The sequence below is a fragment of the Pseudoduganella chitinolytica genome, from assembly GCF_029028125.1.
GTDB classification, from domain to species: Bacteria; Pseudomonadota; Gammaproteobacteria; order Burkholderiales; family Burkholderiaceae_D; genus Rugamonas; species Rugamonas chitinolytica.
Genome location: NZ_CP119083.1, coordinates 3,813,727 through 3,827,218 on the forward strand (window position 1 = coordinate 3,813,727; position 13,492 = coordinate 3,827,218).

Annotated in this window: 14 protein-coding genes; 4 read left to right on the forward strand and 10 right to left on the reverse strand. The window is 65.6% G+C overall.

All coding sequences use genetic code 11. From position 1 onward, the window contains the following. Positions 1-9 precede the first annotated feature (9 nt). The 10 genes from metW to PX653_RS16895 all read right to left on the reverse strand — a co-directional run bounded on the left by metW (position 10) and on the right by PX653_RS16895 (position 9,566). Positions 10-621 carry a methionine biosynthesis protein MetW gene (gene metW / locus PX653_RS16850; protein ID WP_277413918.1) on the reverse strand — a complete coding sequence of 204 codons (612 nt, stop codon included), beginning with the start codon at positions 619-621 and terminating at the stop codon, positions 10-12. Further along, a complete protein-coding gene (gene metX, locus PX653_RS16855; RefSeq protein ID WP_371876479.1) occupies positions 618-1,736 on the reverse strand; it encodes a homoserine O-succinyltransferase MetX in 1,119 nt (372 codons plus the stop codon). Before metX ends, metW begins: the two co-directional genes overlap by 4 nt. Positions 1,737-1,856: 120 nt before the next feature. Next, positions 1,857-3,608 carry a phosphoenolpyruvate--protein phosphotransferase gene (gene ptsP / locus PX653_RS16860; protein WP_277413920.1) on the reverse strand — a complete coding sequence of 584 codons (1,752 nt, stop codon included), beginning with the start codon at positions 3,606-3,608 and terminating at the stop codon, positions 1,857-1,859. Positions 3,609-3,653: 45 nt separating this feature from the next. Next, a complete protein-coding gene (locus PX653_RS16865; protein ID WP_277413921.1) occupies positions 3,654-3,923 on the reverse strand; it encodes an HPr family phosphocarrier protein in 270 nt (89 codons plus the stop codon). Positions 3,924-4,021: 98 nt separating this feature from the next. Beyond that, complete coding sequence (locus PX653_RS16870; protein ID WP_277413922.1) at positions 4,022-4,423, reverse strand: PTS sugar transporter subunit IIA; 402 nt, start codon at positions 4,421-4,423, stop codon at positions 4,022-4,024. Positions 4,424-4,436: 13 nt separating this feature from the next. After that, the gene (gene gshB, locus PX653_RS16875) at positions 4,437-5,387 is read right to left on the reverse strand and encodes a glutathione synthase (protein ID WP_277413923.1); all 951 of its coding nucleotides are present in this window, start codon (positions 5,385-5,387) and stop codon (positions 4,437-4,439) included. 84 nt (positions 5,388-5,471) lie between these two features. Further along, a complete protein-coding gene (gene gshA / locus PX653_RS16880) occupies positions 5,472-6,770 on the reverse strand; it encodes a glutamate--cysteine ligase (protein ID WP_277413924.1) in 1,299 nt (432 codons plus the stop codon). Positions 6,771-6,907: 137 nt separating this feature from the next. Further along, positions 6,908-8,446, reverse strand: coding sequence for an ammonium transporter (locus PX653_RS16885; RefSeq protein ID WP_277413925.1), 1,539 nt, complete (start codon positions 8,444-8,446; stop codon positions 6,908-6,910). A gap of 12 nt (positions 8,447-8,458) precedes the next feature. Beyond that, positions 8,459-8,797, reverse strand: a complete 339-nt coding sequence (locus PX653_RS16890) for a P-II family nitrogen regulator (protein WP_277413926.1) — start codon at positions 8,795-8,797, stop codon at positions 8,459-8,461. A gap of 13 nt (positions 8,798-8,810) precedes the next feature. Further along, complete coding sequence (locus PX653_RS16895; protein WP_277413927.1) at positions 8,811-9,566, reverse strand: TorF family putative porin; 756 nt, start codon at positions 9,564-9,566, stop codon at positions 8,811-8,813. Between the two features lie 218 nt (positions 9,567-9,784). Between PX653_RS16895 and PX653_RS16900 the strand changes: the two genes are divergently transcribed. The 4 genes from PX653_RS16900 to PX653_RS16915 all read left to right on the forward strand — a co-directional run bounded on the left by PX653_RS16900 (position 9,785) and on the right by PX653_RS16915 (position 13,453). Continuing rightward, entirely contained in the window at positions 9,785-10,039 is a 255-nt protein-coding gene (locus tag PX653_RS16900; RefSeq protein ID WP_277413928.1) for an accessory factor UbiK family protein, read from the forward strand. 163 nt (positions 10,040-10,202) lie between these two features. Continuing rightward, positions 10,203-11,297 (forward strand): PEP-CTERM sorting domain-containing protein, encoded by a 1,095-nt coding sequence (locus PX653_RS16905; RefSeq protein ID WP_277413929.1) that lies wholly within the window; start codon positions 10,203-10,205, stop codon positions 11,295-11,297. Positions 11,298-11,381: 84 nt separating this feature from the next. Next, a complete protein-coding gene (locus PX653_RS16910; RefSeq protein ID WP_277413930.1) occupies positions 11,382-12,896 on the forward strand; it encodes a YifB family Mg chelatase-like AAA ATPase in 1,515 nt (504 codons plus the stop codon). Continuing rightward, positions 12,893-13,453, forward strand: a complete 561-nt coding sequence (locus tag PX653_RS16915) for a hypothetical protein (RefSeq protein ID WP_277413931.1) — start codon at positions 12,893-12,895, stop codon at positions 13,451-13,453. Before PX653_RS16910 ends, PX653_RS16915 begins: the two co-directional genes overlap by 4 nt. Positions 13,454-13,492: the final 39 nt, after the last annotated feature.

The window sequence follows — 13,492 nt, forward strand, 5'->3', positions numbered from 1 at the left end:
TATCACAGCTTAACGCCCGCCCTTTTTCCGCAGGCGGAACACGGCCAGCTCGCCACGCAGGTTGGGCAGGAAACCGACGATCTTCCCTTCCGCCAGCGCCACGTATTCCAGCACTTCCAGCCCCACCTCGGCGGCCAGTTCGCGGAAATCCTCGATGGTTGCGCAGCGCACGTTCGGCGTGTCGTACCACTGGTACGGCAGCGTCTTCGACACCGGCATGCGCCCGCGCAGCAGGGCCACCCGGTGCGGCCAGTAGGCGAAGTTCGGGAACGACACGATCGCCTCCGTGCCCACCCGCACGATGTCGCGCAAGAGGTTTTCCACGTGCTGCATCATCTGCAGCGAGGACAGGCACAACACCGTGTCGAACGAGTTGTCGCCGAAGATGCCCAGGCCCTTCTCGAAGTCCTGCTGGATCACCCGCACGCCGCGCCGGGTGCTGGCCAGCACCTTGTCGTCCGCCAGTTCCAGGCCGTAGCCGCTGCAGCGCTTGTCGCTCTGCAGGTATTCCATCATCACGCCGTCGCCGCAGCCCACGTCCAGCACGTGCGCGCCCGGGGCGATCCAGTGGGCGATGAACGCCAGGTCGGGCCGCGCCGCCTTCAGGTCGTCGAATGTCATGCGGCCTCCCTTGCCAGCTCGTTCCAGACCTGCTCGTAGTACGCCCGCACCAGGTTCAGGTAGCGCGCATCGTCCAGCAGGAACGCGTCATGGCCGTGCGGCGCGTCGATCTCGGCATACGTGACCTCGCGCCGGTTGCACAGCAGCGCCTGCACGATCTCGCGCGAGCGCTCCGGCGAGAAGCGCCAGTCGGTCGTAAACGACGCCAGGAAGAACTTGGCCTTGGTGACCGCCAGCGCCTTGGCCAGGTCGCCGTCGTGCAGGCGCGCCGGATCGAAGTAGTCCAGCGCCTTCGTGATCAGGAGGTAGGTATTGGCGTCGAAGTACTCGGAAAATTTATCGCCCTGGTAGCGCAGGTAGGATTCGATCTCGAAGTCGATGCCGAAGCCGAACTTGTAGCTGCCCGATTGGGCGATGTCCCTCAACTTGCGGCCGAATTTCTCCGCCATGTCGTCGTCGGACAGGTAGGTGATATGGCCGATCATCCGCGCCACCTTGAGGCCGTTCTTCGGCACCACGCCATGCTCGTAGAAGTCGCCGCCGCGGTAGTCCGGATCGGTCAGGATGGCCTGGCGCGCCACGTCGTTGAACGCGATGTTCTGCGCCGACAGCTTCGGCGTGGAAGCGATGACGACGCAGTGGCGCAGCCGGTCGGGGTACATGATGCTCCACGCGAGCGCCTGCATGCCGCCCAGCGAGCCGCCCATGACGGCGGCGAATCGGGCGATGCCCAGGCGGTCGGCCACGCGCGCCTGGGCATTGACCCAGTCCTCCACCGTGACGACGGGGAAGGCGGCGCCATATGGCTTGCCGGTGGCAGGGTTGACGTGCATCGGCCCGGTCGACCCAAAGCAGGAGCCCAGGTTGTTGACGCCGATGACGAAGAACTTGTCGGTATCGAGCGGCTTGCCGGGACCGACCATATTGTCCCACCAGCCGACGTTCTTCGGGTCGTCGGCGTAGTAGCCGGCGACATGGTGCGAGGCGTTCAGCGCATGGCACACCAGCACGGCGTTGGATTTGTCGGCATTCAAGGTGCCGTAGGTTTCGACCATCAGGTGATAGTCGTGCAGCGTGGCGCCGCTCTGCAACTGCAGGGGTTCCGCAAACGCCATCGTTTGCGGCGAGACGATTCCTATCGAGGACATGGGTGGTTGATCACAGTACTGCGGCCCCACGGGCCAGTCGTCGAAGCGACGCCGCAATGGAGGCGCCACCGGTTCTACGTAACGTAGTCAACTTGTCTGCAGGGCCTGCACGGCATCCGCGATGCCGTCCGGGTCCGTCGAACGAAGTATCTTGCGGGTCAGCGGGGCGATCGCGCCCAGGTCGCTGTTCAGGATTTCCTGCTTCACGGCGAGCAGCTGCGCCGGGTGCATCGAGAACTCGCGCAGCCCCATGCCAAGCAGCAGGCGCGTGAGCTTGGTATCGCCCGCCATCTCGCCACACACTGCAACGTCGATACCGGCCTTCTGGCCGGCGGCTATGGTCATCGAAATCAGTTGCAGTATGGCGGGATGGAGGGGATTGTAAAGGTGCGCCACCTCATAATCAACCCGGTCGATCGCCAGCGTGTACTGGATCAGGTCGTTGGTACCGATCGACAGGAAGTCCATCCTGCGCACGAACATCGGCAGCGCCAGCGCGGCGGCCGGGATCTCGATCATCGCGCCCACCTCGACGCTGGCGTCGTACTTGACATTCGTCTCGCGCAGTTGCGCCTTGGCCTGCTCGATCATCGCCAGCGACTGGTCGATCTCGAACGCGTGCGCCAGCATCGGGATCAGGATGCGCACCTTGCCGAAAGCCGATGCGCGCAGGATCGCCCGCAACTGCGTCAGGAACAGCTGCGGCTCGGACAGGCAGTAGCGGATCGCCCGCAGCCCCAGCGCCGGGTTCAAGGCCGTGTGCTCGGTCGGGTCGAGCGGCTTGTCGGCGCCGATGTCGAGCGTGCGGATCGTCACCGGACGTCCCTTCATCGCGACGACGGCGCGGCGGTACTGCTCGAACTGTTCGTCTTCGGACGGCATGTTGGCCGCGCGGCCCATGAACAGGAACTCGGAGCGGAACAGGCCGACGCCATTGGCGCCCGCTTCCAGCGCCGGGCCGCAGTCGTCCGGCAGCTCGATATTGGCCAGCAGCGTGATCGTCGTGCCGTCCTTCGTCACGGCCGGCGTCTTCTTCAGCTTGGACAGCTTCTTGCGCGCGCGCTGGGCGGCCAGCTGGCGTTCGCGGTACTGCTCCAGCACCAGCGCGCTGGGGCTGACGATGACGACACCGGCATCGCCGTCGATGATGATCCAGTCGTCCTGTTCGATCAAGGTGGACGCCTGCGCCACGCCGACGGCGGCCGGGATGTCCAGGCTGCGCGCGACGATCGCCGTGTGCGAGTTCTGTCCGCCCACGTCGGTGACGAAGCCGATGAAGGAGCGGTCGCGGAACTTCAGCATGTCGGCGGGCGAGATGTCGTGCGCGATGACGACCATCTGCGCCATGAATTCGTCGTCGCCCGGGTTGGCGGCGTTCGGCAGCGTCAGGGGCTCGCTCCCCATCAGCACTTTCAGCACGCGCTCGGCCACCTGCTGGATGTCGACCTTGCGCTCGCGCAGGTAGGCATCCTCGATCTCGTCGAACTGGGCCGACAGTTCCTCGATCTGCGTCACCAGCGCCCATTCCGCGTTGTAGTGGCGGCTGCGGATGATGTCGAGCGGCGCTTCCGAAATCATGGGGTCCGACAGGATCAGCGCATGCACGTCGATGAACGCGCCCAGCTCCGTGGGGGCGTCCTTCGGCAGTTCGTTCCACAGCGTCTGCAGTTCGCGGTGCACCGCCGTCAGCGCCGTCTGCAGTCGCACGACCTCCGCTTCCACGTGTTCTTCCGCGACGAGGTAATGCTTGACGTCCAGCGCGGCCGGCGCCAGCAGGTGGGCACGGCCAATGGCGATGCCGCGCGAGACCGGGATGCCGTGCAGTGTGAACGATGCCATCGATGCTCCTGCTGGGAAGGGGGAACGGCTGCGGTCAAACGGCATTTACTCGCCTTCGCCGAACTTGTCGTTGACGAGCGCGGACAGCGCGCCGATGCACTCGGCTTCGTCGGCGCCATCGGCCTCCAGCGTGACCTTGGCACCCTTGCCGGCGGCCAGCATCATGACGCCCATGATGGATTTCGCGTTGATGCGGCGCCCGTTGCGGGACAGCCAGACATCGCTCTTGAACTTGGCGGCCAGTTGGGTGAACTTGGCGGACGCACGCGCATGCAAACCTAGTTTGTTGATAATCTCGAGTTCTTGCTGAATCATGTTTTATTTGTATATTCCGTGCGCACTGCAATCTCCGCCGCCGGTCTCCCCGGCGGCACGTCAAGCCGTCATTAAAACCGTCAAACTTTAAGATGTCCTTATTGCACGCGAATGCGGTTATCGACCCGCACCGCACCGCTCTGGGCGCCGGCCAGCGCCATTTCCACCACCACGTCCAGCGTATCGGTGCGATACGTGATCGCCCGCAGCAGCATCGGCAGGCTGATGCCCGCGATGATTTCCACGTGGCCCGCATCGGCCAGCTTGTTGCAGCAGTTGGCTGGCGTGCCGCCCTTCACGTCGGTGATCACCAGCACGCCGGAGCCGTCGTCCAGGCGCTTGATGGCCGCCGTCGCCAGCTTCTGCACGTCGGCCAGGTCCTGGTCCGCGACCACGTCGATCGCTTCCAGGTGATCGACCTTGCCGCGAAACACGTGCGACACCGCGGCCAGGAAGGCTTCTCCCAGCGGCGCATGTGTCATAAGCAAAATTCCTACCATAGTCGTCCCTGCATTATCGAGCCGACTGCACGCCCGCTTCCAGCGCGTCGATGAACATCGCCGCGACCGCGAAGCCGGACTGCTGGGTGATCTCCTGGAAGCAGGTCGGGCTGGTGACGTTGACCTCGGTGAGGCAATCGCCGATCACATCCAATCCTACCAGCAATAAGCCGCGGGCGGCCAATACGGGACCGATGGCCTCGGCGATCTCACGGTCGCGCTCGGTCAGCGGTTGCGCCACGCCGACGCCTCCGGCCGCCAGGTTGCCGCGCACTTCGCCACCCTGCGGGATGCGGGCCAGCGAGAACGGCACGGGCTTGCCGCCGATGACGAGGATGCGCTTGTCGCCCTTGACGATGTCCGGGATGTAACGCTGCACCATGATGGTGCGTCGGCCGTTGTCCGTCAGCGTCTCGATGATGGCGCCCAGGTTCAGGCCATCGGCCTTGACGCGGAAGATGCCAGTGCCGCCCATGCCGTCCAGCGGCTTGAAGATGACGTCGCCATGTTCGGCGTGGAAGTCGCGCAGGCGCATCTCGTCGGACGTCACCAGGGTGGGCGCCGTGAATTGCGGGAACTGGGCGATGGCCAGCTTTTCGTTGTGGTCGCGGATGGCCTGCGGGCTGTTGAACACGCGTGCGCCCTGCTGCTCGGCCAGCTGCAGCAGGTAGGTGCCGTAGACGTATTCCATGTCGAACGGCGGGTCCTTGCGCTCCAGGATCGCGTCGAATTCGCCCAGCCGCACGTCCTGCGACGGGGCCGCCGTGTACCACTCTTCCTCGTCCCCCGTCAGCGTGATGCGGCTGGCGTGGGCGCTGACGATGCCGTCGCGCAGCGCCATGTGGCGCTGCTGGAATGCGTACACTTCATGGCCGCGCTTGGCGGCCTCGGCCATCATGGCAAACGTGGAATCCTTGTAGATCTTGAAACTGTCCAGCGGGTCGGCGAGGAAAGCGATTTTCATTGGCGCATCCATTCGAAGTAATGACTGATTTTAGCCGAGTTTCTCCGATGGCATCGCCCGCGCGGCCGGGCTCGCGGGCCGCTGTCAGTACACTTCCGGGTTCGGGTCCGTGCGCTCCATTTCCAGCGACGCGGCCAGCAGCGCCAGCCGCGCCACGACGCCGTACACGTAGAAACGGTTCGGCGCAGCGGTGCCCGGCTTGGCCTTCAGGTCCGGGATCGCATGCTGCTGGGCAAACGCCAGCGGCACGAATTCGGAGCCGGGGCCATACAGGTTCTGGTCCACGCCCCGCTCCGCGTGGATGCGGTAGAAACCGCCGACGACGTAGCGGTCGATCATGTAGACGACGGGCTCCGCCACGGATTCCTTGATGCTCTCGAACGTGGGCACGCCTTCCTGGATGTTCAGGTCGGTCACGGCCTTGCCGTCCTTGACCACCGACATCTTTTCGCGCTGCGCCGGCGACAGGTCCTTCAGCTCGGCCGCGTCGCGGATGCTGATGATGCCCTTGCCGTACGTGCCCGCGTCCGGCTTGACGATGACGAACGGTTTCTCCTTGATGCCGTATTCCTTGTATTTCTTGCGAATCTTGGCCAGCACGGCATCGACGTTGCCGGCCAGGCAATCCTGGCCTTCGCCCGTTTGCAGGTCCACTTCGCCGCACTTGGCGTGGAACGGGTTGACCATCCAGGGGTCCACGCCGATCAGCTTGCCGAACTTCTTGGCCACCTCGTCGTACGCCGTGAAGTGGTTGCTCTTGCGCCGCAGCGCCCAGCCCGCGTGCAGCGGCGGCAGCAGGCTCTGCTCATGGATGTTCTGCAGGATGTCCGGAATGCCGGCGGACAGGTCGTTGTTGAGCAGGATCGTGCACGGATCGAAATCCTTCAGGCCCAGGCGGCGGCCGTTGGCCGAGCGCTCCAGCGGCTCGATGACCAGCATATTGCCGTCCGGCAGCGCCAGCGGCGTCGGCTGCGTGATCTCGGGATTCAGGGTGCCCAATCGCACGTGCAGGCCGGTCTGGCGGAAGATCTGCATCAGCCGGGCGACGTTTTCCAGGTACGTGGGGTGGCGGTTGTGGCTTTCCGGGATCACCAGCAAGTTGCGCGCATCCGGGCAATACTTGTCGATGGCGGCCATGGCGGCCTGCACCGACAGCGGCAGCATTTCCGTGGCCAGGTGGTGGAAACCGCCCGGGAACAGGTTGGTGTCCACCGGCGCCAGCTTGTAGCCCGCATTGCGCAGGTCGACGGAGCAATAGAACGGCGGCGTGTGCTCCTGCCACTCCAGCCGGAACCAGCGCTCGATGGCGGGGGTGGCGGCAATGATTTTCTCTTCGAGGTCGAGCAGCGGTCCGGTCAGGGCCGTGACGAGGTGGGGCACCATGTTACATCCTTGTAGTCGGTCGGGCAGATTGCGAGTTCACCAAATTGGGGCAGAAGCGGCAAATTAAAGGCTCGAAAAGCAAAAAAGCGCCCCGCTGGGGCGCTTTTGGCGAAAAACCGGTCGGACTACAACGCGGATTACGAGTGATACGCCGATTCGCCGTGGCTGGTGATGTCCAGGCCTTCGCGTTCCTGCTCTTCCGGCACACGCAGGCCGATGACGACGTCGACCAGCTTGTAGGCCACCAGCGACACGATGCCGGACCAGACGATCGTGATGCCGACTGCCGTCGCCTGCGTCAGGACCTGGCCGCCGATCGAGTAATCCGCCGAAGCGGCGTTGGCCACGTAGTCCCAGATGCCTTGGCCACCCAGCGACGGTGCCGCGAACACACCCGTCAGGATCGCACCCAGGATACCGCCGACGCCGTGCACGCCGAACACGTCCAGCGAGTCGTCCGCGCCCAGCAGGCGCTTCAGGCCGTTGACGCCCCACAGGCAGACTATACCAGCGAGCAGGCCGATGACCAAGCCACCCATCGGTCCGACGAAGCCGGCTGCCGGCGTGATCGCGACGAGGCCCGCGACGGCACCCGACGCGGCGCCCAGCATCGACGGCTTGCCTTTCAGGACCCACTCGGCAAACAGCCAGGACACGGCGGCGGCGGCGGTTGCCAGCAGCGTGTTGACGAAGGCCAGCGCGGCAATGTCGCCCGCTTCCAGCGCGGAGCCGGCGTTGAAGCCGAACCAGCCCACCCACAGCAGCGAGGCGCCGACCATCGTCAGCGTCAGCGAGTGCGGGGCCATCGATTCGCGGCCCAGGCCGACCCGCTTGCCGATCATGAACGCGCCCACGATGCCGGCCACGGCCGCATTGATGTGCACGACGGTGCCGCCGGCGAAGTCCAGCGCGCCCTTCTGCCAGATGAAGCCGGCCTTGGCCGATTCGGCCGTCAAGGCGGCGGCATCGGTGATCGCGTCCGGGCCCGTCCAGAACCAGACCATGTGGGCGATCGGCAGGTACGAGAACGTGAACCACAGCACGATGAACGCCAGCACGGCGGCGAAGCGCACGCGCTCGGCGAACGCGCCGACGATCAGCGCGCAGGTGATGGCGGCAAACGTGCCCTGGAAGGCCACGAAGATGAATTCAGGGATGACGACGCCCTTGCTGAAGGTGACCGCCATGGCAAAGCCCTTGGCCGGATCGTAGATGCCGTTCAGCAGCACACGGCCGGTGGACCCGATGAAGCTGTTGCCCTCGGTGAAGGCAAAGGAATAGCCGTACAGGCTCCACAGGACGACGATCAGCGAGAAGATCGTAAACACCTGCATCAGCACCGACAGCATGTTCTTCGACCGTACCAGGCCGCCGTAGAACAGGGCCAGGCCGGGAATCGTCATCAGGATCACCAGCAGCGTGGCCACGAACATCCAGGCCGTATCGCCCTTGTTCGGGACGGGCGCCGCGGCCGGGGCCGCAGGTGCCGCGGCAGCTGCGGCTGCTGGTGCCGGCGCGGCTGCCGGTGTCGCCGCAGGCGTGGCGGTCATGGCCGCCGGGGCCGGGGTCGCCACGTCGGCGGCCGGCTTGGCGTCCTGCGCGAACGCCGGCGCGGCCATGCCGAATGCCATCAGGAGCGTCATCCCCGCCAGCCATGTTGTTATCGTTTTTTTCATTCAGTTTTCCCCTTAGAGAGCGTCGTTACCGGTTTCGCCGGTACGGATACGGATAACCTGTTCCAGGTTGTACACGAAAATCTTGCCGTCGCCGATCTTGCCGGTACGGGCGGCGCCCTCGATGGCTTCGATGGCCTGTTCGACGATGGCATCGTCCACCGCCGCTTCGATCTTGGTCTTGGGCAGGAAGTCGACGACATATTCGGCCCCGCGATACAGCTCGGTATGGCCCTTCTGGCGACCGAACCCCTTCACTTCGGTCACGGTGATGCCCTGCACGTTGATGGCGGACAGCGCTTCGCGCACCTCGTCCAGCTTGAAGGGCTTGATGATGGCGGTAATGAGTTTCATTTGCGGGCCTCGTTCAGAAGGTTTTGGAGACGGTCAGCACGACCCCGGACTTGCCGAGATTCTTGCCGTTCGGTGCGAGATAGCTTTCGGTGTTCGTGTCGACGTAGGCCAGCGCGACGGTCGCGACGCCGAAGTCCTTGGTCACGCCCACTTTCCAGTCGGTGTAGTCGGCAAAGCTGTTGCCCTTGACCTTCTGGTGGCCCACGTGCAGGTTCAGGATGAACCCCTGGCCGACGTCCTGGTTGACGGAAGCGTCCAGGTATTGGCTGTTCTTGCTGTCGGCGAAGCCGAACAGGTTCGTCAGCGAATGGGAGTATTTCAGGGTGGCGGGGCCATAGCCCAGTTGGCCGTACAGTTCGAACGTGTTGGCGCTGGTCGGCAGCGAGTTGGACGGGTAGACATAGCCCAGCCCGCCCACGTCGTACGACACGCCGGGCGCGATCTCGCCGCGCTTGCCGGCGTAGATGTCCCATTCGATGCTGCCGTCGCCGCCCCCGTCCTTGACCCACTTGATGGTGGACAGCCAGGTGCCGGCATAGAAACCCGTCGGGTTGTTGACCCAGTCGGCGCCGCCTTGCAGCGCGGGTTTCAGGCGTGTTTGCGAGATCCCGCGGTAACGGTAGTCGCTGGTAACGGCCGCATTGAAGCTGATCTCGTTGTCCGGTTTCGCCTCGGGTGCCGCGGCGGCTTCCTGTGCCCCCGCATGGCCTGCCGCGAAGGTGGCAAACAGGATGGCGGCGAGGGACAGGTGCTTGCTCGGGTGGTTCATGGCGATTTCCTTTTGAGTGAACTTTTATTGCGGTTTAAAATTCAGGTTGATCGTCAAAGCTTTGCGTTTAGCTAAGCAGAATGCGTGCCAGCAATTGTCAGACAAATGTTGCTGCGTCGATAGCTCATGGCAAGCCGCAAAGCCGGCCCTTTCGCACCAAATAATCTCTGGCGCCGCACTACTTCGGTGCGGCCGAGACACCATCACTGGAGCCCACCGTGGACATGAATACCTTTTTCAACGACCTGCAAAACAAGATCAACCATGTGATCCAGAACTCGCCCGCGAAGGACATCGAAAAAAACGTCAAGTCGATGATGACGCAGGGTTTCGCCCGCCTGGACCTCGTCACGCGCGAGGAATTCGACATCCAGGCGCAAGTGCTGGCCAAGACGCGCTCGCGCCTGGAACTGCTGGAAACCCGCCTGGCCGAGCTGGAGGCCAAGCTGGCCGCCGAGAAAACCCCGCTGTAAGCCGTCGTTACCCCTTCCCTGCCGCCGGCACCCGTTGCCGGCACTGCTGGCACCGCTGCATAGCAAAATACTATCGTTCGCCGCAACCACTGCCGCCTGCCGTGGCGTTAGCATCGGCCGTTCACGCCTGTTTTCCCACTGTTGTTTTCTTCAGGAGATCATCATGGTCAAGCATGCACTTGCGCTGGCGGCGGCCGCGCTCTTGCAAGCAGGCACGGCAGTTGCCGCGCCTGCCTACCAGGTCACCCAGCTGTCGCCGGACGGCACCACCCGCTGGACCCATCTGAACAATGCCGGCGCTGCCACGGGTTACCTGGGCGGCCAGGGCTACGTGCGCGCGGCCGACGGCCAGCTCACGGCGATTCCGCAGCTGAGCGGACAGCCGACCGCGATCACGGCATTCGGCGACAATGGCGCGGTTGGCCTCATGCGCATGGAAGAAGGGCCGCCGCAGAACGTGCAGGAAACGGGCCTGTGGCGCAGTGGTCTGGTCGAGGCGCTGCCCACGCTGCGCACCACACCGGATGGCCTGGGGTATGGCGTCGTCAACCGCATCAGCGGGAACGGCCTGCTGGCGGGCACCAGCGCCGTCAATGGTGGCTTCTACGATGAGTACGGCAACCTGATTCCCTACACGCACGCGGCCACGTTCCGCAACGGCCAGGTGCAGGACCTGGGAACCCTGGGCGGCAGCGTCAGCATGGGCTACGGCATCAACGACAGCGGCACGGTGGTCGGCTTCAGTCTCGACGCCAGCGATGCCCGCCGGGCCTTTATCCACCGCGACGGCGCAATGCAGGACCTGGGACTGGCCGACGACTATGTCGCCTTCGATATCAACAACGCCGGCCAGGTCCTTGCCAACAGCGGCACGTCGGCAGCCAGTGCGGTGATCTGGCGGGACGGCGCGACCACGACCTTGTCGCTGTCGGGCTACACCTTCTCGGACGCCAGCGCCATCAACAACCGCGGCGACGTGGTGGGACGGCTGTTCGCCCCGGCCCAGTCGAGCGCGGCGTTCCTGTACAGCGACGGCGAAATGGTGCTGCTGGCGGACCTGCTGACCCAACCCGGCTGGACCATCCGCGAAGTCACCGACATCAACGACAGCGGCACGATCCTGGGCGTAGGTTGCCAGGGCATCGACTGCTCGTGGGTATTGCTGACGCCGGTGCCGGAGCCGGCCACATGGGGCATGCTCGGGGCCGGTCTTGCCCTGCTCGGCCTGGTGGCACGGCGCCGTCATCGACCCGGCTAAGCACCGTCTTGCTTGTGGCGGCGCAAAGGCGCCAGCGCGCGAGCCTTCTACGATCGGAAGGTTCGCAGCCGCAGCGGGGATGCCATGAGCCTTGCCGTCATCAAAAGCCGCGCCCTGGCGGGCATGGAAGCGCCGCAGGTCAGCGTCGAGGTCCATCTTGCCAACGGCCTGCCCGCGTTCCACATCGTGGGACTGGCGGAAACGGAGGTGAAGGAGGCGCGCGACCGCGTCCGCGCCGCCATCCTGACCGCCGGTTTCGACATGCCGCAGCGCCGCATCACCGTCAGCCTGGCGCCGGCCGACCTGCCGAAGGAGTCGGGCCGCTTCGACCTGCCGATCGCGCTGGGCATCCTGGCCGCGTCCGGCCAGATTCCCGGGCCACCGCTGGCACGCTACGAATTCGCCGGCGAACTGTCTCTGACGGGAGAATTGCGTCCCATCCGCGGGGCGCTGGCCATGACTTTTGCCGTGCAGCGCAGCGCCGGCAAGGGCGGCGCATTCGTACTGCCCTGCGCGAACGCCGACGAAGCGGCGTTGGTGAGCGACGTGGCGATCTACCCGGCCGCCAGCCTGCTCGAGGTATGCAATCACTTCCGCGCCGCCGACGACACGCTGCGCCTGCCTCGCCACCGTCCCGATCCTACCCCCGCGGTGACGGCCTATCCCGACTTTGCCGACGTCAAGGGCCAGCAGCACGCGCGCCGGGCGCTGGAAGTGGCGGCGGCCGGCGGCCACAGCGCCCTGCTGCTGGGACCGCCCGGGGCAGGCAAGACAATGCTGGCGTCGCGCTTCACGGGCATCCTGCCGCCGATGACGGACGACGAGGCCCTGGAGGCGGCGGCGGTGCAGTCGCTGACAGGGGTGTTCTCGCTGGCGCGCTGGAAGCAGCGGCCCTTTCGCGCGCCCCATCACACGTCATCCGCGGTGGCGCTGGTCGGCGGCGGCAGCGTGCCCCGTCCCGGCGAGATTTCGCTGGCGCACTGCGGCGTGCTGTTCCTGGACGAACTGCCGGAATTCGAGCGGCGCGTGCTGGAAGTGCTGCGCCAGCCGCTGGAATCGGGCCAGGTGACGATCTCGCGGGCCGCGCGCCAGGCCGATTTCCCGGCCCGCTTCCAGCTGATCGCGGCCATGAATCCCTGCCCGTGCGGCTTCCTTGGCCACCCGGCCGCGCACTGCCGCTGCACGCCGGAAGCCGTGGCGCGCTACCAGTCCCGCATTTCCGGCCCCCTGCTGGACCGTATCGACATCCAGCTCGAGGTGGGCCCCGTCAGCCCGCAGACGCTGCTCGATGGCGCCGAAGGCGAGTCGTCCGCAGCCATCGCCGCGCGCGTCGCGCAAGCACTGCGGCGCCAGCTGGCTCGCCAGCATAAAAGCAACTGCCACCTGAGTGCGCGCGAGATCGACCGCTGGTGCGCCGCCGAGCGGGCCGGGCAGGACTTGCTGCACAAGGCCATGCTGCAGTTTCATTGGTCCGCCCGGGCCTATCACCGTGTGCTGCGGGTGGCCCGGACGATCGCCGACCTGGCGGGCGCCGCGACGATCGGCGAGCGGCACGTGGCCGAAGCCATCCAGTTGCGCCGCTCGTTGCACCAATCGTGAACGCGCCCCGCGCCGGGATGGCGCACGGCGTGACGCGCTGCTACCATCGCATCATGACCTCGCCGATTCCCCTGCTGGCCACGCTGCTGGCCGCCGTCGCGCTGACTGCCTGCAGTCCCCGCCTGGACTGGCGCGACTATCGCGGCAGCCAGGCGCCGTATGCCGTGCTGTTCCCCGGCAAGCCAGCCACGCACACCCGCCAGGTGGACCTGGGCGGGCAGGCGGCAGCGATGACGATGACCGCCACCGACATCGAAGGTACCGTCTTTGCCGTCGGCAGCGTCGAGCTGGCCGACGCCGACCATGCCCAGTTGGCGGTGCAGGCCATGAAGACGGCGATGGTGCGCAACATCGGCGCGATCCAGCCTGCCGAGTCGACGCGCGATGGAGCGTTCGAGATCGAGGCGCATGGCGCGCGCGGCAGCGAACGCGTGACGTTGCGCGGCCGTTTCCTGGCGCGCGGCAAGCGGGCCTACCAGGTAATCGTCGTCGGCCCGGACAACGCCGTCAGTCGCGAAGATGCGGATACGTTCCTGCGCTCCTTCAAGGTCCACTGAGGGTGAACTGAGGGTGAGCTGAGCGTACGTGTGCGCACA